Annotated in this window: 22 protein-coding genes; 17 read left to right on the forward strand and 5 right to left on the reverse strand. The window is 58.7% G+C overall.

Annotation, left to right across the window (positions count from 1 at the left end):
- Window positions 1-16: 16 nt before the first annotated feature.
- On the forward strand, window positions 17-2,617 hold the full coding sequence (locus KDL09_RS17425) for a protein kinase (RefSeq protein WP_294387950.1): 2,601 nt from the start codon (window positions 17-19) through the stop codon (window positions 2,615-2,617).
- A 35-nt stretch (window positions 2,618-2,652) separates the two neighbouring features.
- Here KDL09_RS17425 and KDL09_RS17430 read toward each other — a convergent pair whose 3' ends face one another.
- Window positions 2,653-3,540 carry a hypothetical protein gene (locus KDL09_RS17430; RefSeq protein ID WP_294387952.1) on the reverse strand — a complete coding sequence of 296 codons (888 nt, stop codon included), beginning with the start codon at window positions 3,538-3,540 and terminating at the stop codon, window positions 2,653-2,655.
- Complete coding sequence (locus tag KDL09_RS17435) at window positions 3,521-4,330, reverse strand: ParA family protein (RefSeq protein WP_294387955.1); 810 nt, start codon at window positions 4,328-4,330, stop codon at window positions 3,521-3,523. The genes KDL09_RS17430 and KDL09_RS17435 overlap by 20 nt, the downstream gene beginning before the upstream one ends.
- A 170-nt stretch (window positions 4,331-4,500) precedes the next feature.
- Here KDL09_RS17435 and KDL09_RS17440 point away from each other — a divergent pair, with 170 nt between their 5' ends.
- The 4 genes from KDL09_RS17440 to KDL09_RS17455 all read left to right on the forward strand — a co-directional run bounded on the left by KDL09_RS17440 (window position 4,501) and on the right by KDL09_RS17455 (window position 7,923).
- Window positions 4,501-4,788 carry a hypothetical protein gene (locus KDL09_RS17440; protein WP_294387957.1) on the forward strand — a complete coding sequence of 96 codons (288 nt, stop codon included), beginning with the start codon at window positions 4,501-4,503 and terminating at the stop codon, window positions 4,786-4,788.
- A gap of 14 nt (window positions 4,789-4,802) precedes the next feature.
- Complete coding sequence (locus KDL09_RS17445) at window positions 4,803-5,384, forward strand: hypothetical protein (protein ID WP_294387961.1); 582 nt, start codon at window positions 4,803-4,805, stop codon at window positions 5,382-5,384.
- 240 nt (window positions 5,385-5,624) lie between these two features.
- On the forward strand, window positions 5,625-5,951 hold the full coding sequence (locus KDL09_RS17450; protein WP_294387963.1) for a hypothetical protein: 327 nt from the start codon (window positions 5,625-5,627) through the stop codon (window positions 5,949-5,951).
- A gap of 19 nt (window positions 5,952-5,970) precedes the next feature.
- Window positions 5,971-7,923, forward strand: a complete 1,953-nt coding sequence (locus tag KDL09_RS17455) for a serine protease (protein WP_294387965.1) — start codon at window positions 5,971-5,973, stop codon at window positions 7,921-7,923.
- 26 nt (window positions 7,924-7,949) lie between these two features.
- Here the strand turns inward: KDL09_RS17455 and KDL09_RS17460 are convergent, their stop codons facing one another.
- Window positions 7,950-10,166 (reverse strand): redoxin family protein, encoded by a 2,217-nt coding sequence (locus KDL09_RS17460; RefSeq protein WP_294387968.1) that lies wholly within the window; start codon window positions 10,164-10,166, stop codon window positions 7,950-7,952.
- Window positions 10,167-10,287: 121 nt separating this feature from the next.
- Here KDL09_RS17460 and KDL09_RS17465 point away from each other — a divergent pair, with 121 nt between their 5' ends.
- Entirely contained in the window at window positions 10,288-11,235 is a 948-nt protein-coding gene (locus KDL09_RS17465) for a 6-bladed beta-propeller (RefSeq protein WP_294387971.1), read from the forward strand.
- On the forward strand, window positions 11,232-11,861 hold the full coding sequence (locus KDL09_RS17470) for a hypothetical protein (protein ID WP_294387973.1): 630 nt from the start codon (window positions 11,232-11,234) through the stop codon (window positions 11,859-11,861). Before KDL09_RS17465 ends, KDL09_RS17470 begins: the two co-directional genes overlap by 4 nt.
- Here the strand turns inward: KDL09_RS17470 and KDL09_RS17475 are convergent.
- Entirely contained in the window at window positions 11,816-12,520 is a 705-nt protein-coding gene (locus KDL09_RS17475) for a DUF1080 domain-containing protein (RefSeq protein WP_294387975.1), read from the reverse strand. The genes KDL09_RS17470 and KDL09_RS17475 overlap by 46 nt on opposite strands.
- A 180-nt stretch (window positions 12,521-12,700) precedes the next feature.
- Between KDL09_RS17475 and KDL09_RS17480 the strand changes: the two genes are divergently transcribed.
- The 9 genes from KDL09_RS17480 to KDL09_RS17520 all read left to right on the forward strand — a co-directional run bounded on the left by KDL09_RS17480 (window position 12,701) and on the right by KDL09_RS17520 (window position 21,393).
- Window positions 12,701-12,952, forward strand: a complete 252-nt coding sequence (locus KDL09_RS17480) for a hypothetical protein (RefSeq protein WP_294387978.1) — start codon at window positions 12,701-12,703, stop codon at window positions 12,950-12,952.
- Window positions 12,949-13,155, forward strand: a complete 207-nt coding sequence (locus tag KDL09_RS17485) for a hypothetical protein (RefSeq protein ID WP_294387980.1) — start codon at window positions 12,949-12,951, stop codon at window positions 13,153-13,155. The genes KDL09_RS17480 and KDL09_RS17485 overlap by 4 nt, the downstream gene beginning before the upstream one ends.
- Before the next feature lie 96 nt (window positions 13,156-13,251).
- Window positions 13,252-13,980 (forward strand): sigma-70 family RNA polymerase sigma factor, encoded by a 729-nt coding sequence (locus KDL09_RS17490; protein WP_294387982.1) that lies wholly within the window; start codon window positions 13,252-13,254, stop codon window positions 13,978-13,980.
- A gap of 42 nt (window positions 13,981-14,022) precedes the next feature.
- A complete protein-coding gene (locus tag KDL09_RS17495) occupies window positions 14,023-17,730 on the forward strand; it encodes a serine/threonine-protein kinase (RefSeq protein ID WP_294387985.1) in 3,708 nt (1,235 codons plus the stop codon).
- A 119-nt stretch (window positions 17,731-17,849) separates the two neighbouring features.
- Window positions 17,850-18,770 carry a prolyl oligopeptidase family serine peptidase gene (locus tag KDL09_RS17500; protein ID WP_294387989.1) on the forward strand — a complete coding sequence of 307 codons (921 nt, stop codon included), beginning with the start codon at window positions 17,850-17,852 and terminating at the stop codon, window positions 18,768-18,770.
- 29 nt (window positions 18,771-18,799) lie between these two features.
- Window positions 18,800-19,162 (forward strand): MmcQ/YjbR family DNA-binding protein, encoded by a 363-nt coding sequence (locus tag KDL09_RS17505; RefSeq protein WP_294387992.1) that lies wholly within the window; start codon window positions 18,800-18,802, stop codon window positions 19,160-19,162.
- 3 nt (window positions 19,163-19,165) lie between these two features.
- Window positions 19,166-19,975 carry a GNAT family N-acetyltransferase gene (locus KDL09_RS17510; protein ID WP_294387995.1) on the forward strand — a complete coding sequence of 270 codons (810 nt, stop codon included), beginning with the start codon at window positions 19,166-19,168 and terminating at the stop codon, window positions 19,973-19,975.
- Between the two features lie 72 nt (window positions 19,976-20,047).
- Window positions 20,048-20,479 (forward strand): YiiD C-terminal domain-containing protein, encoded by a 432-nt coding sequence (locus KDL09_RS17515; RefSeq protein ID WP_294387998.1) that lies wholly within the window; start codon window positions 20,048-20,050, stop codon window positions 20,477-20,479.
- A gap of 446 nt (window positions 20,480-20,925) precedes the next feature.
- Complete coding sequence (locus KDL09_RS17520; RefSeq protein ID WP_294388001.1) at window positions 20,926-21,393, forward strand: TIGR03067 domain-containing protein; 468 nt, start codon at window positions 20,926-20,928, stop codon at window positions 21,391-21,393.
- Between the two features lie 188 nt (window positions 21,394-21,581).
- Here KDL09_RS17520 and KDL09_RS17525 read toward each other — a convergent pair whose 3' ends face one another.
- Window positions 21,582-21,947, reverse strand: coding sequence for a hypothetical protein (locus KDL09_RS17525; RefSeq protein ID WP_294388003.1), 366 nt, complete (start codon window positions 21,945-21,947; stop codon window positions 21,582-21,584).
- 146 nt (window positions 21,948-22,093) lie between these two features.
- On the opposite strand from KDL09_RS17525, the gene folD reads away from it, so the two are divergent.
- The gene (gene folD, locus KDL09_RS17530) at window positions 22,094-22,966 is read left to right on the forward strand and encodes a bifunctional methylenetetrahydrofolate dehydrogenase/methenyltetrahydrofolate cyclohydrolase FolD (protein WP_294388004.1); all 873 of its coding nucleotides are present in this window, start codon (window positions 22,094-22,096) and stop codon (window positions 22,964-22,966) included.
- Window positions 22,967-23,015: the final 49 nt, after the last annotated feature.

The following is a 23,015-nucleotide window of genomic DNA, read 5'->3' on the forward strand; positions in this document are numbered from 1 at the left end:
AAGCGCGAAAAACCGGATGGCGGAACGATACAAAATCTATGAGAAGCTCGGCATGGGCGGCGTCGGTGCCGTGTTCCGCGCGTACGACAGCCAGTTGAAACGCTGGGTCGCCGTGAAGCGACTGCTCTCCGCCAACGAAGCCAACCTCGACAAAAACACCGCCTCCGAACTGCGGCGCGAGGCCGATGCGCTCGCCTCTCTGCGCAACCCAAACATCGTGACCATCTTTGACGTGGCGAGCGATGAGGAAGGGTTGTTCATGGTGATGGAACTGCTGCAGGGTGAGGACCTCGCGGACGTCGTTTCACGCGGTCCCCTTCCCTACGACGATTTCAAAGAACTTGCTTCGCAAACGCTTGAGGGTCTCCTCGCCGCGCATCAGCACCACATCCTGCACCGCGACATCAAGCCGGAGAACATCAAGGTCGAGCGTCTGCCTGGCGGACGCATGCAGGCAAAGATCATCGACTTTGGCCTCGCACGTGCCGGACTGCGCGCGCGCAAGCAGACGGAAGACCAGGAGGGCACGGTCATGGGCTCCATCTATTACATGGCGCCCGAACAGCTCACCCGCGAACCGGTGGATGAACGCACGGACCTCTACTCGCTGGGCTGTGTGTTCTATGAAGCGCTCTCCGGCAGAAAGGCTTTCGATGGCGCCTCAATGGCCGAAGTGATCGACAAGCACATCGACCATGTGCTGACGCCTCTGCACGAAATCGCTCCGCATGTGCCGCAGTGGCTCGGCGCCTGGTGCGCGCGTCTCATGGCACAAAAGCCAGATGACCGCCCGGCCAATGCCCAGCAGGCCATCGAAGAGTTCCGCGCTTGGGAAAAAATGCCCACGATGGTGCCCTATGGTCCCTGGATGGGCATGTACGTGCCGCCACCGGTTTACATGCCGCCGGGAACAGGCACGGTGCCGCTGACCGGTTACTACCCGCCAGCGGAAACCCAGCCTGCCGTCTATGCCGAACCGGTGGTGGAAGCCGTGGCAGTGCAAATCGTTCCCGAGGCGAGCCCCGTAGTCGAAGTCGCCGCCATTACGACCCCGCTGGCACCGGCCCCGCGCAAACCCGCCACGGGAGCTACGTCGGCGATGCAACGACGCACCTCGTCCGTGCAACCGCCGGCGCCACAAACCGGCAAATCCAATTCGAAGCTGATCAAGCAAATTGCCATCATCGGTGGCGGTGCGGTGGTGCTGATCCTCGGCGGATGCTTCTTTTTTGGAGGAAGCGGCGTGAAGAAGCCAGGGGGCGGCCAGTCCGTCATGACTTCGATCGGCCTTTCTTCCAATCCTCCCAAGGTCAGCTTCCAACTTCCGCAGGACCGCTCTTATCCGCCGGTAGACCGGGGCATCTGCCTCTTCTATGTAGGAAACACCGGTAACCTGACGAACCGCAAAGGTAGTGACGGCAAACCGGCCCAGGCAAACACCAATGAACCCGTGGTCGAGTGGCATGACCTCTCTGAACGCGGCGGAGATAACATTCTGCGAAGCTATCAAAAAAGCCCGGACTACGCTCCGAGACGAGTCAACTGGCCGGAGGCCAGCACGGGAGGCACCCCTCGAGCCGGGCGCGTAGTGCTGGACTTCCATGCCCGAAACGGCAAGCCCTGCGCCCTCGAACTCGACGATACTGGCAAAGAAGTCCAAAACATGCCTTTCGGCAGCAACAGTGTTCCCGGCAGCGACAAAGGACTGACCGTCGTTGCAGCCTTTCAGGCCGATTCGTCAAAACTTCCGACACGGCTCTTCACCTTCGGAAACGAGGACGGAACCACCGTTTCCCTGCGGGTGGACGAAAAGAAGAACGTCGTCACCGAAGTGCTCAACAAGGGAGGCAGCCCCACTCTGACATCCAAGGATGTCGACGGCACGATCGCCTGTCTTGCTTTGATCAGTTGGAACGCCAGCACAGGTGCGGTGGAACTCCGCGTGCGCGATTCCGCCGGAAAGGCGTACGCTTCTTCAGGCGGCAAGTCCTCCGCGCCGAGCAGCCCGCTCACCAGCCTGCAAATCGGAATGGTAAAGGATGACAAAGGAGCGAGCGCCTCTTCCAAAGATCAGTTCAACGGCCACTTGGCCGAATTCTTCGTATACTCAGCCGCCTTGAAGACGGACCAGTTGCAGCTCATCGACGGACGCGTGCGTGATTATTACTTCCTGCCCTCGGCACCTTCGCCGCTCCAAACAAGGCTCAAGACCAAGCTTTCCTGGGTCGAGCCACGCAGTTCATGGAAGCTGAGCGCCAGCAGCAAAAAAGAACTCTGCACAAGGGCCATTGATGGCAACACCGGTTCGCGCTGGGAATCTGGCGCCTCCATGAAAGGCGGCGAGTGGTTCACTGTCGAACTGCCCAATGAAACCACGGTCGCCGGCCTTGCTCTCGACAGCCAGGGCAACAATCAGGACTACCTGCGTGGCTACAAGATCGAGATGTCTGCAGATGGCAAACAGTGGGGCGCACCCGTCGCCGAAGGAACCAACACGAGTTCTCTGACAGAGATTGTTTTCAAAGCTCCGCAGAAGGGCCGTTTCCTTCGCGTCACCCAGACCGGCAAGACCGGCCAACATTGGGGAATCAACGAACTGGTGCTCTTCAAGCCGTAGTCTGGCAAACTTTCGGTTCGGATCAGTATCAGTAGTTACTGCATCGCCTTGCTCAACGCTTCACGCAGCGCCTGGGCCTGATCATCACCCAATCCGGCCGGAGCCGCCACGGCGGCGTGAATCATACCTTCACGGGTTTCACACGGAATCACCGTGAGCACGTTCCCGGAGGCAAGCGGCTGGCGAATGACCGCCGGTGTTTCACAAGCTGAAACAGCGCTCGCACGAATCGCCGCCCCCCAGGCCATCATCGTTGAAAGCACCAGTCCTGCTTTCGCTTCACCACCCCACAGCACCTCACCGTCATCACTCATCACCAAAAGGTGGCCGCCGTCTTCGGACAAAACCTGCCGCGCCCACGCGGCAAACGCCGCCAGACGATCGTGGCGCGATCCATGCGGAACTTCAAAGGCCGGCCCCCGCGTCGAGGACGAGGCGGGCTTCACCTCGGCTTCAGTCGAAACAACTCCCTCTCCACAACTTTCATTTTCAACATCGGACACGGTAGATGGCACCTCCGGCCGCTTCTCTCCTGACGAAACCTCGACTGCCCGAGTCAGAATGCCCGCCTCGGTCGCACGTTGACGGATAGCTCGGAGCTTGTCCCGAATTCGGCTCAGTGGCAACGCGGCCGCCGCGTTGTGCAGCCCTGCATCCGACTCACATTCCGGCTCCTCCAACGGACCCACAGGATTGTTTTGATCCAATGACACCTGCTGCTCTTCGACGACTGAAGTCGCTTTCGACACGGGTTCGATCCAGTCTTCCGCAAATCCCCAAGAATCACCAACTGGTTCTTCCATGATGACCGGCGCCGTCTCGATTTTCCCCACCTGCGACTCCTTGTCAGGAGATGAACCCTGCGGTGCAATCTGCGCCACCAGTCCCTTGATGTGGTCGGCGTCAATCCATGAGACTTGCATGTCCGTGCTCCCTTTCTCGTTCCTTGGTCAATCCCGTGCGTTGTTCCAGTTCAGCCGCGATCTGATCAAAGATCAGCGCCTCCGGCGGCGGGTTGCGCTTCGTCAGCGCCACCGGCACCCCCAGCGCGCTAGCCTCCAAAAACGAGGACAGACGCGGGATGCTCTGCTGAAACATCAGATTTGCCGGCAGCATCTCGCGCAACTCTCTCGCCACCTTGAGGCTCATTTCATTTTCACGCATTACCATCGTGAGCAAAATGCCCGCCACTCGCACACCGGCCCCCTCCGCCCGGAAACGCGCCAGCGTCTCCAGCAAATGCGGCACACTGCGGATCGCCAGAGGCTCCGCCTGCTGTGGTAGAACGGCAAAGTCACAAGCTTTCACCACGGCCTCCGTCGTGCTGCTCATCCCGGCTGCCGTATCCATCAAAACCACATCCACACCACGTAACTCTGCACCACGCAGCAAATCCGCGAGGCGTGCCGGCACCTCATGCACCGACCATCCCTGCCTCGCGCACATGTCGTACTGCCCGGCAGGCACTATCTCAAGTTCCGGCAGGCGCGTCGGCACCACAATCTTATTCAGGTCCCCGCCGCGAATGAGGAACTCATGAAATCCCTCACGTGCCTTCGTGCTCTTCGCCAGCGACAGCCCCACCCCGCCCTGCGGATCGGTGTCAATCAGCAGCACGCGCCACCCGCGCCTCGCCAGTGAGTAGGCGAGATTGATGCACAACGTGGTTTTCCCCACGCCTCCCTTTTGACTTGCCGTTGCGATTGCGATCACGCCGCGATGCTAGGATGGCTTTGCCGAATGGCAAGGAGGTTGCGCAAACAGGCCAACAGTATTAAGTCCCAGCACTTGCGTCCAGATCATCAAGACTGCAGGCACTCCTGATTGCCGTGTTCTCTCCAATGAAACCCCTCAGCCTCCTTCTTCCATCGGTCGCGCTTCTGATGTCTTCCTGCGAAAGGCATGAACCACTGGAACAACAGATCGCCGCGTTGGAAGTGAGCGTCAAAGAGAACGAGAATGCCATCGGGAAATACGAAGCGGACATCAATACACTGGGCGGATCCGGCATGCTGGCAACGCTCGACGAACAATCCTCCGCGGTGCAACAACGAGTCACGGCGCTGGAATTCGAGAACAACTCCAGAGACAGAAAGTGGTCTGCCATTGAGGCGGAATTCACACGCCTCAGACCTGCGGCTGAGGCGTTCAAGTCGTCACAGCCAAAGTAAAACAGTCATCCTTCATGTTCCAATTTGATTACAGCACCCTGTTTAAAGCCATCCTTTTGCTGGCCTTGGTTCTGGGTGGATGTGAATATCTCAACCGCACCGACAAGCTTAAGGAGAGACTAGCAGAATTGAACGCAACACTGCCACAGCTCAAAGAAACCGCCGGGCTTCGCAGCCAGGAGTGGGCTGAGCTGAAAGCCGCCAAAGACAAACACGACGCCCTGCTCAAACGTGAGCAGACCGAACTGGCGCGCAAGGACCTGCTCGATCAGAAACAGCGCAAGCTGGAGGGCGAAATCAAATATTTGTCGGCATCGATGAAGACGATCGTCGAAAAGGTGCGCGCTGATGCGATCGGCACCACGATCGTCGAACTCAAGCTGCCCGGGCGACCTGCGCTCAAAAATGCCAAAATTCTCAAGATCAGCGACGACTCAATCACCTTCCTTCATGAAGATGGAGTGGCTAACTTAAAGGTGAAAGCAGAGGAACTTCCGTCCGAGTTTGTTCAGAAATTCGACCTTGGCCCGGGCTCAATTTCCAGACGGCTGCTTCGCCTGATGGACGAAATTTCGCCCGCGCCACCGCCAAGGTGACAACCAAGTAGATGCCGCTACTGAGGTCTCGTATATCTCAGCCACCAGCAGGTTGATCACCGACGAATTATTGTCTCCAGAGGCAAATGCGCACGGCATTCCCAAGGTCCGGCTTGGAGTTCCGTTGGCCGATCTAGAGAAGAAGATCATTCTTGAACGGGCCTGCATGTGCAGCCAACACACCCGCAGGTGATTAGTCTTGCCAAGCTCCTAAGACATACGCAATAAAGGCAAATTACCATGAACTATTTCCTCATATTCGCCTCGTGTTCCAGCCTACTTCTGCTACCTTCCTGCGAAAAGCAAAAGGCTTTGCAGGCGGAATGCGAACGAGTTGAAACTGAACTGAACAACCGGAGTCAGGAGCTGAGTTCCCTCGACGCCAAATATGCCGCCATCGGCGTCCCCCCCGCAGCGCTGGAACAACAGCGCGCCGTTCTGCTGCAAAACAACACGAAGCTCGAGCAAGATTTGAAAACGCTCTCAGACACATGTTCTGCCTGCGAGCAGACTCTGAAGGATGCGCGTTCCAAAGTGGACGCCTATGTCGCCAAATACTCTCGCTAACGCCCAACCATCTCCAGCCATGTTCAGCAGTTCAAAATTCTGGATCTTGATCATTCTCGCCGTCGCAGGTCTGGGCTACGGAGCCTACCATCTCAAGACCACCGAGGACGCAGCGCAGGCGGCATTACAGGCGAACACGGCCAGACTCGCCGAGATGGACGCCGCCCTTGCCCAGAGAAGACAGGTGTTGGAGAACATGGATAAAACCGGCCGTGAAATTCGAGATGCCGTCGGCAGGAGCCAGGAGCTGTCAAAGAACAAGGCTGTCCTGCTGGAGAAGCAGAACAAGATCGGCACCGACTTCCAAACGGTCGTGGACTCGATGACGGCGACCGTCGAAAAGCTGCGTTCCAGTGCCCCGGGCAGTGAAATCGGAACGCTATCCCTGGCCAACGGGAAGATGCTCAGCGGAGTCAAAATCAGAAAAGTGTCGGAAGAAGGCATCGCTCTGACTCACTCGGACGGCATCGGCACCGTCGCCGTGGACTTGCTGCCTGAAGATCTCAAAGAAAAATACGATCTCGGTCCAAACGCCTTCGCACCCAAGCTCGCCGCTGCCAAGGTTGCCTTGATGGCAGAACTGCACAAAAACGATGCCGCCATAAATTCACCAATGCCCGGCAATATGTCCCCGGCAGCAACGGAACAGAATCCCGGCTCCCCACTGGCTGCTGTAGTCACCCCAAAACTTGAGGTTACCGAAGCAGGGGGCACCAAAACATACGCAAATGTTCGGTTTATGGGCGTCTCTGATCAAGGTGTCCGAGTTTCCCACGACGCAGGCATTTCAGTGCTTCCCGTAGCCTCGCTCCCAGAAACTTGGCGTGCAAAGTTCATTCCAAACACATCTGGACCGCCAATGACCGTTCCTTCCTCGGGTTCTGCAACGGCGGGAAGCACGGCATCCAGAAGCACTCCAGCCCAGTCATCATTCGACCCGAATTCGCTCGTTTTCATCAAGACGGACTCCGGAGCCGGCTCGGGATTCATCGCCAAGGTCAATGACAAGACTTATGTTTACACCAATGCGCATGTCATCTGTGGAACCCCGGGAGGATTCACCAAAAAAATCGTCAGCATCAAGACAGCCGCAGGCAGGGCGATTCCCATTCCCTATGATCTGGAATTGTCCAACATGTACGATGCGTCCAGCAGCAATGGTCTGGAGGACATGGCACGTTTCGCAATCACCCTCAAGGAGGGCGAGACCGCCTACGACCTGGGAGGACTCAATTCCGACACCTCAATGAACCAAAAGGTAGTGGCCTATGGCAACAGCCTGGGAGGTGATGTCATCACTTCCTTGGATGGAGATATCGTGGGTCTTGGCACGGACAGAATCGAGATCAGTTGCGGGATCGTTGCCGGCAACAGCGGCGGCCCTGTCGTGATGGCAGACACCAAGAAGGTCATTGGTATTTCAACCTATTTGAGCACTGGCAAACGGGACATTTGGACCAGCGGAACGGCATTCTCTCAAGTTCGTCGGTTTGCACTGAGACCCGAGAAGGTCACCAAGTGGAGAAAAATGCTGTACACCTCCTTGATGAGTTCGTTGGCGGAACTGAAAGCCTTTGATCGCGATACCCTCTCCCTGGCCGCAGCTTGCTACCTCAACCCAAGACCAAATCGCGGCGGTTTCGACGTTCCAAGCCAGCAAAACGGTGACTATGTGATTCGCCAAGTCTTGGTGGATGGAGGCAGTCTCACCCTTGGCAGCACCATCAACGCAGGAATTGCCAGGGTAAATCAGCGCCTCGGCGGGGCGACAGCAACGATGTCTGTTTCTTCGGTAGTGCCCATCTTTGCAGAGTTCTTCAGCTCTGTAACAAACGCCTCCGCCTCACAAATGTCGTCGCTGCAAATCGCCGACCGCGCCCCCTACCTCAAGCAGTTCATTCCCGAGTTGATCGCCATCAGGAAAGAAATACACGAACGGTTCATTCAAGAGGGCCTCACACGTTACAGGTAAGAACCGCCCCTTCCTAAGCCAGCAATTCACTCCCCGCCCGCGACCTCGCGGTTCAGCGGTGTGTAGTGTTCGAGGTAGCCGATCATCATTTCGTCAAACGTCTGCTGGCCCCAGCGGACGTTTTTCGTTGGGTCGGGGTTTGCCGGATTGCCGGCGCTGTTGTCGAATACGGCGGTGATTTTGATGGTGGTGCCTCGCGGCAGAAAGCGGGGCTTGGCGTAGTCGTAGCGGAGCTGCCAGTTGAAGTCGTATTTGGGGATGTCGAGCAGCGTCTCGGTCTTCCCATCGGGTGAGATCGCCTCGAATTTGAACGCCTTCCCGCGCACGTGCATGTGGGCCATCCATGCCATGGCATTGATGTCCACGGGCAGCTTGCGCTGAGCCGTTTCCACGTGATTTGCGGCTCCAGCAGGGATGCTGATGCGGGCGTTCGGCAGTGCGGTCGTATGAATGACGTATTTTGGCGGTTCCTTCGCGAAAAGCAGGCCCATGCGCATCGTGTCCTGCACGGCCTTGCCATTCGGTGTGTAGTGAATCTGAAAGCTCACCGTCGCTCCAGCCGGCAGTTTGCGTGCAAATCCTTCGGGATAGATCTGCTTCGTGTTGCCAGGCACGTAGGCGGCCCAGTAGCCTTCGGAGCCCTCATCGCCACCGCCGCGCACTTTGCGCCCTTTTTCATAGACGGAGACGATGACGTGATGCACGACCTGACGTTCGGTCGGCAGGATTTCATAACCGCGCACCCAGCGATCTTCCGGAAAGTCAGTGCTTACGGTCACGTGCTGGTAGGGCATCGTGCCCTCGGCCTTGATCGAAATCGGCTTCGCCGCTGCGATGATGGCGTCCGGCTTGCCAATGCTCCACTCACTCTGGAACTGGCGCGGCTTCGGCGCGTCAGCCACATCTCCCTTCGGACGATCGGATGCGAGCCAGGCGAGCAGGTCGGTGCGATCACGTTCCGACAGCGAACGATCATTGGCCCACGGCGAATGTGTCGCACCTTCAAGCGGCGCTGCGAACCACGGAGGCATCGCGCCACGCTCCACCTGCTTGCGGATCATGCCTGCGTGCTCGGTCACCGCCTCGAACGAATCGAGCGCGAACGGACCCACGCCGCCTTCGTGATGACATTCCACGCAGTTTGCCTGCATGATGCGCGCGACGTCGCGATGATAGGTGACGTTCGTGCTGGCGACGGCGTTTTGAGCGGGCAAATCCAGCGCACAGCCCGGCGCGCTCGTCGCAGCGATCTCCGCCGGTTCGCCTCGCAGCATCGCGGCGACCGCATCACGCAGGTAATGATGTTGCGGCTGATCTTTGCTGTAGCCGAGACCGTACTGGTCGTTCAAAGCACCGCGATAAACGAGCGTACGCGAAGAATCGAGAAGGAAGACTTCCGTGGTCGTGGTCGCAGCCAGCGTCTGCGCGAGTTTGCTATCGGCATCGAGCGCCACTTTCGACTTCAAGCCACGGTCGGCGATGAACTTGGCGATCTCGTCGTTCTTCTGACATGGGGGCGCATTGACCAGCAAAACATGCAGCCCCTGCTCTTTCAGGTCGGATTCCAAACGTGCCGTTTCAGGCGCCAACTTGCCGCTGATCGGGCAGGTAGAGCTGAACAGGGCGATTACGAGACCATTCTTTCCAGCAGCGCCACTCAGTTTGATTTCTGATCCATCTAGTGCTTTCAGCGCGAGATCCTCCACCATGCGACCGACGCCGTGTTCGCTGCCTTTCAGAAACAATGGCGCTTCTTTGAAGGACGGATCCTCGCTCGCTGGCTTGATCGGATCTCCACTGGTTGGCATTTGACCTCCCGCCCCCCGCTTGCGCAGACTGGCGAGTGTTTTGACGGCCTCGTCCAGCGTCACGCTGCCGTCTTTGTCAGTGTCGAGACCATTGAACCACTTCTTGTTCGGCAATTCATCCTCGGTGAGCGTCCCATCGCCGTTTTTATCCAGGCGCTTGAACAGGCTGCCTGTGTCCGAACCACCGACGAGATTCTGAGCCTTACGCACGCTCTTCAGCGCCTCGTCGCGGGTCAGCATGCCGTTCTTGTCGGCATCGAGCATTCTTAAATAGGCGGCGCTGTTCATCTCGTCGCCGCTGATGACACCGTCGCTGTTCTTGTCGAATGCTTTGAACTTCTCATCGAACTCCGTGAGCTGCACCTGGGCGCGCAGGCCAATGGCGGAAACGGCCAGCACAACGCCGCCGAGGAGAATGAAGCCAAGTTTTTTCATGGAGTAGGGAGTGTGAACTCGATCTGTGACCGGAAGTTTCCTGCCGTATGACAGGATCATCCAGTCAAAATCGCACCTGGGCGATTGACGCCGCGGTTCCCGTCCGTTTGAATCGGCCTCGATGAACAACCGTATCCTCTCCCTCCTGTCCGTCATGGCCCTCGCCGGCAGCGCCGCCGCCGAAGTCGCTTATGAATTCGTCCCGAACTTCATCACCCCGCCTCCCGGCAAGGAAACCATCGGCAACGGCCACGGCGAAATTGGCGTGGACTCTTCTGGCAAAATCTATGTGAGCGTCCAGGACAAGGACGCTGGCATTCAGGTCTATGGGACGGACGGCAAATTCATCAAAGCACTGCCACTCCCTCCCTCGCTCCACGGATTTGTGATCCGCAAGGACGATGGAGGCGAGTTCATCTTCGCCGCCGTCTTGGGCGAGCAAAAGGTCATCAAATGCGATCTCGAAGGCCAGGTGCTCATGACGATCCCGACGAGCGAATTCCCCGCCGACAAGGTCGGCAAGGGCCTCAAGCTCACCAACTGCGACGTCGCTCCAAATGGTGACATTTATGTCGTCGACGGCTACGGCCAGAGCCACATCTTCATCTTCAGCCGCGAAGGCAAGTTCAAGGCTGTCTTCGGTGGCCCGGGCGAACCTCTGAAGCTCGCCAATGCGCACAAGATCTTCATCGACAAGCGCTTCGAACCCGCCCGCGTCATGATCTGCGACCGCGGACACAAGCGCATGCTGCACACCGACCTCGCCGGCAACTTCATCGGCGAAATTGCCGCTGAAATGCGCAATCCGAGTTCCGCCAGCTTCCATGGCGACCTGATGTGCGTGGCCGAAATCGCCGGCAACGTCAGCGTTTGGGACAAGGACAACAAGCGCGTCGCCGACCTCGGCACCAGCCCGAAACCGACCAACACGCCAAAGATCGAGCCTAAAGACTGGCAGCAGGGCATCGTGACGAGCCCGCACGGCATCACTTTCGACAACGACGGCAACATTCTCGAAACCGAATGGAACCAGTGGGGCCGCGTGCTGCGCTGGAACGTCAAGAAATGATGCGCCGGGCGCGATCCATCCTCATTCTCGCCGCAGGGGGAGCCGTTCTGGCCCCCCTGTGTGCTTTGGGGCATGGTTCAGAGTTTCTCAGCGCCAAGCTCACCCTGCTACCGGATGCTGAGGTGCGGCTGGATGTGACGGCAGACTTCGGTGGCAATCCGCTGATCTCCGACGAATCGACCGCTCGCTCGGCACTTGCTGATCCGGTCCGCTTGAACGTGGAGGGCCATCTGGTGGCTCTTTCGGATGTGACGGAACCCTCCGTTTCCCAGCATCAAAACTGGACTGAGTTCGCCCCAGCCTCCTACCTGCCTTCCGACACGGAAGCGCAGGAACATCAATTAATCACCACCACATGGAGCTGGCGCAGCGAGACGCCGGAGATCGTATTTGAGATGCCCAAGGGCAAGATCCATGACGTGCTTCTCTGGACTCGAGATGAAGCTGCCCCTGCCGCGCCCCCGAAATGGATGCTCCTGCTCGCAGGTGACAAATCAAAGGCCATCTCAGTCCACTGGACGCCTTGGTGGCGTCGCTGGCAGACAGTGATGGCCTCGTCGTTTCTCGTTTTCGCGATCGGTTACTTCGTCTCGCGGAACTTCACCTTACGCCAGCGCACGCTGTAGGGGCCGGTGCCCTTCTTGATCCCGTGCACCTGGAAGCCGATGTAGCCTTCGGGATCGCCGGGCTGGGTGAAGTCGGCGGTCTTCACGCCATTGACGAAGCTCTGATAGTGATCGCCCTTCACCACGATGCGGTAGTGGTTCCACTCGCCTTTTTTGAAAGCTGCCTTCGCGTCGTCGGTGCGCACGGCTTCCGTCTTCGTCAAAATGCTCCACCAGGTGCCGCGACGAGCTTCGTCGTAGAAATCACCGGCGGTGCCATTGATTGCAATCTCGCACTGCGGACCAAAGAGACGGCCGGGTGGATTCGGTTTGCCGCTCTTGCTGCCTTCAGGCGCCGGATCGCCCTCTTTCGCGATGTGGCTGCGAACCTGCACGCCGGAGTTGAGTTCGTCGTCCACGTTCACCTCAAATTCGAGTTCGAAGTCCTTGAAAGGGCCGATGGCGAGAAACGAGTTCGGGCTTCCATCGGTCGTGGTGCCGATGAGCACCCCGTTTTCGACCTTGTAGGTGGCCTGTCCGCTGATGATCTGACCGCCTTGGAGCGAGCCGTCGGCAAACCAGTATTGCCAGTCCGGACCGGAATCCTGGGCCTGCAGGGTGAAAAACGCGGTGGTGAAAATGGCAGCAGCCGATAGGGAGGCGATAAGTCGGGTTTTCATAAAGACAGGCCACTCTGAACGGGCAGAGGCAGAGTTTTCCATCGAAAAGTCCAGTTTATTTAAGAATACTTAACTAAATCAGGGATTTTAACCGGGTAAAAACCTCAAATAAATGGAAACCAACCTTGACCGTTTGGCCAAGTTGGAGTTAAAACCTGATTATTACCCGATTATTATTGGATGGCCCGCCCCTCAAACACCTTCGATTCACTCTCGCTGACGATCGCGGTCACCCCGCAGATCAAGCAGTATCTCGAAGACATGACCTTGAAGGGCACGTTTGGCAGCAGCCCCGCCGAGGCGGCGAGGATGCTTCTGAGCAATGGGATCGATGCCATGTTGAACTCGGGTGCTTTGGAAAGACGCAAATGGGCGCTCAAGGACGGGGAACTCGTCCTGGTCGCGCCCGACCAACCTGCCCTCACATCATGACCCTGCAACTCGATCCTCACGCCGACACGACCGTCTTCTCCACCCTCGTCGAAGTCGAAATGACCGACACGGACCGCAGCCTCAAGGGCAACTGGAAATCCGAAACCCGCCTCTCAATGCTCTCGCACGAAATCACCCGCTACATGCCGGAACTCGCCGCCATGCTCGCAAGCAGCGGCAGGCGGAAGATGATGGCGGCCTGATCTGACTGCCGCCCAAACGAATTGGCACGATGAAAAGGGCGTGAGGTTTCACTTCCAATCCGTCAGGCATTTATGGCACGCTGTGCCTGCTTCGAAATGCCTCTGGAATCAACGCCCTCTCTCAAGCCCGCGACGTTTCACACCACACGCTGGACGCGCGTTTGTCTGGCCAAGTCAGACACAGACGACGGTCGCGAAGCGCTGGCGGATCTTTGCGACGCCTATTACGAACCGGTGCTGGCGTTCCTCCGTTGTGAGCTTCGCAATGCCGATGCAGCGCGGGAAATGAGCCATGCCTTCTTTGCCGAAATGCTCGGCAACGGAGCAATCGGCGGTGCAGATCGCACCCGCGGGCGGTTCCGCTCCTACCTGCTCGGCGCGGTGAAGCATTTTATGGCGCGACGGCGCGAATCCGCGGGCCGCATGAAGCGCGGAAGTGGCCTTGAATTACTTTCGTTGGATCATGAGGAAGCAATTGAAGTCGCCGATGCACGCCAAGGCACACCGGATGCGGAATTCGACCGCCAATGGGCCGTCACTGTGCTCGCTCGGGGGCTCGAAGCTCTGCACCTCGAGTGTGTTGCAGAAAACCGCGAGACGTTCTTCGAATCCGTGAAGCCGCTGCTGACCGGTGATGGCGCTTATGGCGATCAGGCTGCGCTGGCGACGGCCTGCGGAATGAATCTGGACGCATTTCGCATGGCGGTGCATCGATTGAAGAAACGCCTGCGGCAGTGCGTGAAGGCGGAGGTCGCCGGCACTCTGGATGATCCTGCGATGGTGCAGGAGGAAATGCAAAGCCTCTTCGCCGCGCTCGGCGGATAAAAAGTCCGTTATGATTCTCCCGCAACGCATCAGGACAACGGCATGAGCGAATCCTCCTCCAAACAATGCCCTCAATGCGGAGCCGACATGCCGGTCAGCACGGATGGCCTTTGTCCACGCTGCCTGATGGCCCAAATCGTCGAGCCAACGCAGGACGGTGGTCCGAACAACGCTGCTCTGCCGCCGCTGACCCCGGAGGAACTCGCGCCGCACTTCCCTCAGCTCGAAATTCTCGAATGCCTCGGTCGCGGCGGCATGGGCGTTGTCTACAAAGCGCGGCAGAAATCGCTGAACCGCCTCGTCGCGCTCAAACTGCTCGCACCGGAGCGTGCGGACGATCCGCAGTTTGCCGCGCGTTTTGAGAAAGAGGCGCATGCGCTTGCCGCGCTGAATCATCCGCACATCGTCGCCGTGCATGACTTCGGGCAGGCGGGCGGGTTTTACTACATTCTGATGGAGTTCGTCGATGGCGTGAATCTGCGCCAACTGCTGCAGACGAAAAAGCTCACGCCAAAGGAGGCGCTCAGCATCGTGCCACCCGTGTGCGACGCGCTCCAATGCGCGCACGACCACGGCATCTTGCATCGCGACATTAAGCCGGAGAACCTGCTCATCGACAAGGCGGGCGTGGTGAAGATCGCGGACTTCGGCATCGCGAAAATCATTGAGCGAGATGCGGGCCGTGGCGACGCTGACGACGAAATCACCGGGGAACTGCGCACCTCACCGCAAGGCACGCCCGACTACGCTGCGCCCGAGCAGCAGAACGGCACCGCCGACCATCGCGCGGACATCTACAGCCTCGGCGTCGTGCTTTATGAAATGCTCACCGGAGAGCGCCCCAAGGACAAGATCGAGGCACCGTCGAAACGTGTGCAGGTGGACATCCGCATCGACGAGATCGTGCTGCGCGCACTCGAAAAGGCCCCCGAACTGCGCTTTGCCACCGCCGCGGAATTTCGCACGCAGGTAGAGGCACTTTCTTCATCCCCTGACAAGCCGAACGAAGCCGGAGCACGTCGTGCTGTGTGGCGCGCGTTGCTGTTGTTTGCCCTGGCACTGCTGATACCGACCACCGGCTGGATGATTCACAGCCGAAACATGCAGGCCGCGACCGCAGAACGCATAGCGAGGATCCGACAGATTCAAAGCCAGGTGGTCATGCTCAACCAGCGCATCGGAGACGCCAATGCTTCGGCTGGAAGGGCGGCCGCACGCGCCGGCAACGATGCGGAGCGCGAGGAGACGCGCGACCATGCCCGCGAGGAACAAGCGATGCACCAGAAGCGCGCAGACCAGCTTCAGAAAGAGCTGGATCAAGCTTCGGACTCTTTAATGCGGCTGTCACATCCTTCCGCTTCGAGGCCGTGGGGGGGCATTCTCTCCGCGCTGGCAGGTCTTCTGTGTGCGATTTCGGGATGGCAGATGTTAAGAAGAATGCAAAGCGGTCAGATCGGCCGAAGGCCATCGACAAGTATCGCCGCTGCGGTGACCACCACTCTGAGCTACGTGTCACTGGCGTTTGTTTTCCTGTTGATTCGGCTGCCCATTGGAATGCTGGAGGCCGTGATCTTGCTGGTGCTGGCGGGAGGCGTGCTGGTGTTTGCAAGAGGGGCGCTGCGAACAAAGACCACGCCAGCGACCGGCTGGCTGCGCGGGCTGTCCGTGGTAGCATTCGGACTCTCGATTCCGGCGCTGTTTCTGGCTTACTTCAGCATGGGATCGCTTCTCTCTGAATCCGGAGGCTGGCATCCTCAACCCACAGAGGCGATTTTCTTTCAACTGGTCTGGCTGGGTGCCATACTTCTTCCATGGTCAGGGATCACTCTGTGGCGTTCTTCACGGCCTGCACAGCAGCGCGTGTCCGGATGCCTTGCGGTGTTTTTGATGGCCGGGCTCGTCGCATCGATCGGCATGCTGGTTTTGACATTCCTTTACTGGGCTGCCGAGGCACCGGGACCACGTTTGGAGGTATCGTGTCAGCTTCACAATGTGCGAAAAAACGTGGTCATCGTCGAAGCACAGGTGCGTGCTTCGGAGGGCGCTGGACAGGTCGGCTTCGAGATGGTGGGAGCGGACACTCCGTTGGAGGTCGTCAACGAAGCCCGATCAGCACTACGGGGCGGCGACGAGGTGATCGTCTCTTCGTCAAAGACAGCTCCGACTCCGGTCATAAGCCTTCTGCCCAATCGCGGCCGGGTACATGTGGGATTTGTCCTGCCAGACGAAGCCGCCGCGGACAAGGCACGGCGTGCCTTCAAAAGCCCGGTCACCATTCATTTACCCCCGAAGGATGACATGCCGCAACGCGCGGAGTTGTTTGCCGTTATTTTGGACTCAGGCGAAGTCATTCGCGCGACCTTGACCCTGGGACGCCCTGAAGCTGAGCATGAAGCGGTGATGCCTGTGGATAAGACGGCGGCTCCAAAGACCGCTGATGCCGAATTTCCCGTCGGAGCGCACGTCAGTCGAAACAATCACACCGTCCTAGCCACTCACGACAAGGCCGAGACGGCACTGCACCATGTCTTCTACTTCGCGGGAAGTTTTGGCACGACATCGACCAGTACACAGAACCTCGCGACCAGAAGCTGGGTAGACGCAGGTTCGATCAAACTGTCAAACGGCCGCACTTTTGGCTTCCGCCGCGAGTCGGGTTATCCTGACGAATTCACCATCAACGGCACCACTTTTGACTTGCGCAAAGGACGGGTCATGGAACTTCGGGACGACGGCTCGATCGAGCAATTAGGCTTGTTTCCTGAACTTGCTGTGGCCCGTTCACCCGATGAGCTCGCATCGCTCGTTGAGAAAGAGCGGATGAAAAAAGCCAACTCCAAAACCACCTCGATCAACGGCACCATGAACGACGACGATCTCAAACAACTCTCCTGGCACGAGTTTGATCAGACGAAAGGCAAATACTGGCGCGAACTGGCAGATGCAAGGCGGTTCAGGGAGGCGGCTGTGTTGATTGAAAAAATGCTCGGATTGCATCCTGAACTGGATCCCGTGAACGCTTCCAATCTTCACTTTCACGCCGCGCAGTGCTGGGCGATGTCGGATAACAAGGAGCAGGCGCTGAAACATCTCAAACTCGCACGTCATCCGTCCGAAACGACGGGCGGCCTGCGCTGGAACGATTACGTGGAAGGCACCGAGGCGTTTTTGCGTGGTGACAAGCCCGGGCTGCTGAAAGCGCACGAAAACGTCGCCAAGGGCAATCCGATCAACCAGCCGAACCTCGCCGTGCTCGACCGCCTGATCGCGAACTTTGGAAAGCCCTACGCCGAGGCGTATGAAACCGACGGGCAGGATCACAAGAAGCTCAGCGCCGAATGCTTCAACCGCACCTGGGAGCTGCTCGACAAAAAAGAACGCACCCGGGAGGAGGACGAGCGCATGATTTCGCTGGCCCATTCCTCGCTGGCGCACTGGCGGATGCGGGAGGACTGCACGGATCAAAATCTGAGCATCGGCTACTGGCAGATCTCGCGCGTGTATGCCGCACTCGGCCAGGGAGAGAATGCCCGGCGCTACGCTGAGCTCTGTCTCACCGTCAGCGACAAGGAACCGCCGTTTTACCTCGGCTATGCGCACGAGGCGCTCGCACGCGCCGCAAGGCTCAACCAGGACCGCGCAGCGTTCGACACGCATCTGGCCGAAGCGAAGACGCTGGCGGCGAAAGTGAGTGAACCGGACGAGCGAAAGATGCTCGAGGATGATCTGGAGTCGCTGGTGTTCCCCTGATACGCCGTGCGTCTGCTCACCCCCAACACACATGATCTGAGCCACCCAGCCCGCGACAAAAGACATCCCAAAGGAACAATACCCCTCAACCGTCTATCTCCAACCACGCCACTCCGTTCATGAACACCACGCGCATCACCATCACTGTTTTACTCCTTGGTTCCGTGCTGAACGCACGTGAGTGGACATCGTCCGACGGACGCAAACTGCAGGCTGACTTCGTCTCTGCTAACGCGACTCATGTCACGCTGAAAATCTCGGGCAAGGACATACCAGTGCCGCTGAATCGCCTCTCCGCCACCGATCAGGCCTTCGTGAAGGAACAAGCCGGCAAACCCGCCGAGCCGAAGAAAATCGATGGTCCATTTGCCGAACTGATCACGGGCGACTGGGCGTTGTCAAAGCACAAGGATCTGCCATTCGCGCTGTATGGCTCCAAGGAACTCGACGCATCGAAGTCCTATCCACTCATCCTCGCGCTGCATGGCAAGAGCCAGAACGATGAGAATGGTAAGCAGGTCGGCGGATGGATGAAGAGCTTCCTCAAAGAGGATCGTTTCTCGAAGAATCCCTGCATCATCGTCGCGCCATTGTGCTATCAGCCCTACGGCGGCACGGGCGGAGGTTGGAGCGACAAACCAGGCGTGGAGGCGGTCTCACTGGTCAAGGAGCTGATCAAATCACTGCCGATCGACAACGCACGCGTGTATTGCGTCGGTTACTCGATGGGTGGCTTTGGCACCTGCCATCTCATCAACACCGAACCACGTCTTTTCGCCGCCGGAGTCGCCGTCGCAGGCTGCACAGGACCGGACACGGCGAAGACCTTCAAGAAGGTGCCGCTGTGGCTGTTTCACGCGGCGGATGACGCCACGGTTCCGGTGAAATACTCGCGCGACCTCGCCGAGGCGCTCAAACGTGAGAAGGACTGCAAGTTCACCGAGTATCCTGATGGCGGCCACGGCATCGTGGGCAAAGCCTTTGAGGAAGAAGAGATGCACACCTGGCTTTTCGCGAAGGGCGTGGAGCCCGCGAAGTAACCACCTTACCGCCACGACTCCACCCCTGCATGGCCAAAAAAACGATCAACATCGACGTGGTGCGTGAGATCGCCTTGTCGCTGCAGGGTGTCGAAGAGAGCACCTTGCACGGCGTCCCATCGTTCAAGCTGCGCGGCAAGCTCCTGGCCTGTCCGGCCATCCACCCGTCGGCCGAACCCGACACGCTTGCCGTTCGACTCGACTTTGACCGGCGCGAGCAACTGATCATGGCTGAGCCGGACATCTACTATGTGACGGAGCACTACTTGAAGCATCCGATGGTGCTCGTGCGACTGTCCCTCGCGGATCGGAACTCGTTGAAGAATTTGCTAAGCACGGCCCGCAGTCTGATGGGCGCCAAGGACAAGCCTGCAGGGGGCGGAGGCAAGTAGACCATGTTTGAAACTCGATCACGCGGATACGCCACCGACCTGATGCTCGCGTCGCTCGACGGCTATGTCTCGCGCGGTGACGGATATTTCGCCGCGCGGACACCAACGTCCCCGTCTTTTTGGTGGGGTAACTTCGTGCTTTTTTCCGAACCACCCCGGAAGGAACTTATGCAGAAATGGGAATCCACTTTTGACGAAGAAGTCGGGTGCACTGCGGGCATTGAGCATCGCAATCTTGCATGGGATTCGATCGACGGAGATACGGGCGATGCGGATGCCTTTGTCGCCAAGGGTTACACTCTCACTCGTGACTTCTACCTGTTTGCTGAAAAGACCCGACCTTCGCCACACCATCGGACCGACTTGCAAATACGCCCGATCGAGGGCGATGCCGAGTGGGCGCGTGCGGACGAGATTGCGATGGAGTCCTTTTGTGACGAACAGAGCACGCCGTCGTTTCGACGCTTCCTTTCGCAACAAGCCAGTCGATACCGACGGCTCGTTAACAAAGGCTTCGGGAAATGGTTCGGAGCCTTCAGCAATGACATCATGGTTGCGAGCATGGGTATCTACGTCCGCGACAATATCGGCCGCTGTCAGTCCGTGGCGACCTCGCCGGAATATCGACGAAGCGGCTGCTGCGGCACATTGGTCCACGCCGCCTGCAGCTTTGCCTTTGAAAAAATGGGAGCGAGAGAGATCGCGATGATGGCGGACCCATCCAACCCGTCACTGCGTGTTTATCAATCGGTTGGCTTCGAGATTCAGGAGCGCGTGGCGAGTCTCTCCCATTCCAAGACCAACTGCGTCTGAAAATCTCCACCTCATGCGGGGAATCGTGAACACCAGACGCAGTGCCCGCGCGACCCCCAAAAATCAAAGCCCATGCACGTCACCGACCTCGCCATCAACAAGTCCTTGGGGATGCAACTCGCGCCAGAAGGCGTGGGCCATATTCTGGACCTGCCTGAGTCGCCACTGCTGCTCAATCATGTCGGCACTGTTCACGCCGGCGTGCAGTTTTCACTGGCGGAGGCGGCCAGTGGTGAGTTTCTGCTGCGCCAGCTCGGCGAGTCTCAAAATCAGGTCTTCGCGGTGCTCCGGACATCGAGCGTGAAGTTTCGCAAGCCGGCGCACGGCGCCCTGCAGGCCTTGGCGCGATTCGCCGATGGCAACGTTGAGTCCTTGTCGGCCGAACTCACTTCGCGTGGCCGGGCTTTGACCACCGTGCTGGTCGAGGTGGCGGATGCCCAGGGAGTCGTGACGATGACCGGCCGGTTTGACTGGTTTTTACAGCGGCAGCCTCCTGCGGCCTGAGTGCGACTCCCATGAACACGACCAATCATCTTCGATTGTGTGGTCCTTGGCGCCCCCCGCTACTACGAGCGCTTTGGATTCAGGGTCGAAGCCGGTTTGATCCTGGCGGATGTGCCCAAGGAGTATTTCATGGCCGTAGCGTTCGTCACATGGATGCCCCGTGGTGTCGTCAGCTATCATGAGGCGTTTAGCGCATGAGTGGGCCACAAGACACTGACCTCGCCAAACCTCGCATCGAGAATGTGCACGAACATACGAGAGATAAGGCCGATGACTCCGCTGCGGTCATCACCGAGTTGCTGCACATCGCCCGCTTGCCAGGCGAATCAGCTTCAGGTAGGAATGCTGACCGAGGTTGTCCCGGCGGTTGGCGTTATTGCAACATCGGGTCCACCGGGCTGGTTTTTCAGTGACAGGCTTCTCAATCCTTCAACCTAGTCGCCCCAATGAAACATCTGTTCCCACTCCTTCTCATCGTGCTTCGAGCGTCACTTGGCGTCGCTGCCGATCCAGCCGCCACACCTGTGAGTGATGACAACAAGCTGCTCAACGGGAAGTGGACACCGATCGCCGCCGTCATTGGCGGCATCAAGCTGCCGGCGGACGAGTTGAAAAAAATCACTCTCACCCTGAGCGGCGACACCTATGAAGTGGCTGTGCTCGGAGAAGATCACGTCGACAAAGGGACGGCCACGCGCGATACCACCACCACCCCCAAACGCCTGACCATCAAAAGCCTCGAAGGCCCGAACAAGGGCAAGACCTTCCTCGCCATCTACGAGATCAAGACGGTCAACGGCGTCGACGCCTACCGTGTTTGCTACGACCTCTCAGGCACCGCCTTTCCCACTGAATTCAAGAGCGTGAAAGGCAGCCAGCTCTACCTCGCGGGCTACCGACGGAAAAAGGAATGACCAGAGCGCCAGCTCCTTGAAGAAGCGTTGGTCATCTAGGAGCGTGTCTCTCCGGGGACGATTCCAGTTCCAATGCCAGCCTTGTGACCAAATGCCATGGCGGGTGACGCGGCGGCAAGGTCAAGCACTGCCAGGAGGGTTAAGGCGAAGGTTTTCATGGTTTTAGGACGCCTTGTGTTTGAAGCGAGTTACTTGGAGGTGGTGTTGGTGACGGACTTCGTTTCACCCGATGGCGTGGTGACGCTGCGCGTGGCGGTGCACGTGACTGAGCCATTGGTGGTGGCGGTCTGACCCTGCGGGCCGGTGACGCTGCTGGTCTTTGCACGCCCGGTGCCGTCGGCATTGCGGACAACCTGCTGCGCAGTGGCGACAGATTTGCCCTGCGCCCCGGTGGTGACGGCACTGCGACTGGCCGCACCGGGAACAACCGAGCCGCTGACGGCACGGGTGGCGGTGCCGCGTTTCGTGGCGACGCCCGTGGCGCGACCAAAGTCACGAGCCTGAACGCTGCCGAGAGTGAGACCAAGGGTGAGAAGAATGAGGGTGGCTTTCATGATGTGTTTTGGGTTTGGAGGAGCGCGACGTGATTGCCGCACATCGAGCCGAATGCCGGACAGGACCGCGCGGTTACAGAAAAAATTCAGCACCTCGTCCAGGCGTCGGGAGTTGACGCGCCGCCACCTCTGCATGACCAGAAAACATGCAGCTCATCTCTGGAACCGCCGTCGCCGAAAAAGTCCTCGCAGAATGCCGCCGCGACATCGCGGAACTGGCCGCCCTGGGGCGCAAGCCCGGACTCGCCGTGGTTCTCGTCGGTGATGATCCGGCCTCCCGCGCCTACGTCCGCTCCAAGGACAAAAAATGCCGCGATCTTGGCCTTCATTCAGTTAAACTCGAGCTTCCAGCCACCACCACGCAGGAAGAACTGCTCGCACATGTCCGCGCGCTGAACAACGACCCGTCCATCCATGGCATTCTCGTACAAAGCCCGCCGCCGAGGCACATCGACGAAGCTGCGATCGTGCGTGCCATTGACCCGGCGAAGGATGTCGATGGCTTTCATCCTGTGAACGTCGCCAAGCTCGCATTGGAAGACCCCACCGGCTTCGTGCCGTGCACTCCTCTCGGTTGCCAGCGCCTCTTGATTGATGCCGGCATTGAGACGAGCGGCGCGCACGCCGTCGTCGTCGGTCGCAGCATGATCGTCGGCAAGCCGATGGCATTGCTGCTGATGGCCAAAGGCAAAGGCGGTGACTCCACTGTAACTGTCACGCACTCCCGCACACGCGACCTCGCTGCGATCACGCGCACGGCCGACATCATCATCGCCGCGATTGGCCGTCCCCATTTCATCAAGGCAGAACACGTCAAGGAAGGCGCGGTTGTCATCGATGTCGGCATCAACCGCGTGGACGATCCCACAACCGAGAAAGGCTACAAACTCGTCGGCGACGTCGCTTTCGATGAAGTCGCACCGAAATGCCGCGCGATCACACCAGTGCCTGGTGGCGTCGGGCCCATGACGATCGCGATGCTGATGGCAAACACGATCAAGGCCTGCCGGCAGGCCTGAGTTCAATGGTTTGCAGAGAATTTCGATTCTCAAAACGAGGCGCTCATGC

The organism is Prosthecobacter sp., from assembly GCF_020439865.1.
GTDB lineage: Bacteria > Verrucomicrobiota > Verrucomicrobiia > Verrucomicrobiales > Verrucomicrobiaceae > Prosthecobacter.

What these genes read in the sequence shown, in the direction of transcription:
- KDL09_RS17515 (WP_294387998.1), top strand. Translation starts at nt 20,048, where the DNA reads ATGCACGTCACCGACCTCGCCATCAACAAGTCCTTGGGGATGCAACTC.
- KDL09_RS17520 (WP_294388001.1), top strand. Translation starts at nt 20,926, where the DNA reads ATGAAACATCTGTTCCCACTCCTTCTCATCGTGCTTCGAGCGTCACTT.
- KDL09_RS17450 (WP_294387963.1), top strand. Translation starts at nt 5,625, where the DNA reads ATGAACTATTTCCTCATATTCGCCTCGTGTTCCAGCCTACTTCTGCTA.
- KDL09_RS17480 (WP_294387978.1), top strand. Translation starts at nt 12,701, where the DNA reads ATGGCCCGCCCCTCAAACACCTTCGATTCACTCTCGCTGACGATCGCG.
- folD (WP_294388004.1), top strand. Translation starts at nt 22,094, where the DNA reads ATGCAGCTCATCTCTGGAACCGCCGTCGCCGAAAAAGTCCTCGCAGAA.
- KDL09_RS17440 (WP_294387957.1), top strand. Translation starts at nt 4,501, where the DNA reads ATGTCTTCCTGCGAAAGGCATGAACCACTGGAACAACAGATCGCCGCG.
- KDL09_RS17470 (WP_294387973.1), top strand. Translation starts at nt 11,232, where the DNA reads ATGATGCGCCGGGCGCGATCCATCCTCATTCTCGCCGCAGGGGGAGCC.
- KDL09_RS17460 (WP_294387968.1), bottom strand. Translation starts at nt 10,166, where the DNA reads ATGAAAAAACTTGGCTTCATTCTCCTCGGCGGCGTTGTGCTGGCCGTT.
- KDL09_RS17425 (WP_294387950.1), top strand. Translation starts at nt 17, where the DNA reads ATGGCGGAACGATACAAAATCTATGAGAAGCTCGGCATGGGCGGCGTC.
- KDL09_RS17500 (WP_294387989.1), top strand. Translation starts at nt 17,850, where the DNA reads ATGAACACCACGCGCATCACCATCACTGTTTTACTCCTTGGTTCCGTG.
- KDL09_RS17465 (WP_294387971.1), top strand. Translation starts at nt 10,288, where the DNA reads ATGAACAACCGTATCCTCTCCCTCCTGTCCGTCATGGCCCTCGCCGGC.
- KDL09_RS17525 (WP_294388003.1), bottom strand. Translation starts at nt 21,947, where the DNA reads ATGAAAGCCACCCTCATTCTTCTCACCCTTGGTCTCACTCTCGGCAGC.
- KDL09_RS17490 (WP_294387982.1), top strand. Translation starts at nt 13,252, where the DNA reads ATGCCTCTGGAATCAACGCCCTCTCTCAAGCCCGCGACGTTTCACACC.
- KDL09_RS17485 (WP_294387980.1), top strand. Translation starts at nt 12,949, where the DNA reads ATGACCCTGCAACTCGATCCTCACGCCGACACGACCGTCTTCTCCACC.
- KDL09_RS17455 (WP_294387965.1), top strand. Translation starts at nt 5,971, where the DNA reads ATGTTCAGCAGTTCAAAATTCTGGATCTTGATCATTCTCGCCGTCGCA.
- KDL09_RS17430 (WP_294387952.1), bottom strand. Translation starts at nt 3,540, where the DNA reads ATGCAAGTCTCATGGATTGACGCCGACCACATCAAGGGACTGGTGGCG.
- KDL09_RS17495 (WP_294387985.1), top strand. Translation starts at nt 14,023, where the DNA reads ATGAGCGAATCCTCCTCCAAACAATGCCCTCAATGCGGAGCCGACATG.
- KDL09_RS17510 (WP_294387995.1), top strand. Translation starts at nt 19,166, where the DNA reads ATGTTTGAAACTCGATCACGCGGATACGCCACCGACCTGATGCTCGCG.
- KDL09_RS17475 (WP_294387975.1), bottom strand. Translation starts at nt 12,520, where the DNA reads ATGAAAACCCGACTTATCGCCTCCCTATCGGCTGCTGCCATTTTCACC.
- KDL09_RS17445 (WP_294387961.1), top strand. Translation starts at nt 4,803, where the DNA reads ATGTTCCAATTTGATTACAGCACCCTGTTTAAAGCCATCCTTTTGCTG.
- KDL09_RS17505 (WP_294387992.1), top strand. Translation starts at nt 18,800, where the DNA reads ATGGCCAAAAAAACGATCAACATCGACGTGGTGCGTGAGATCGCCTTG.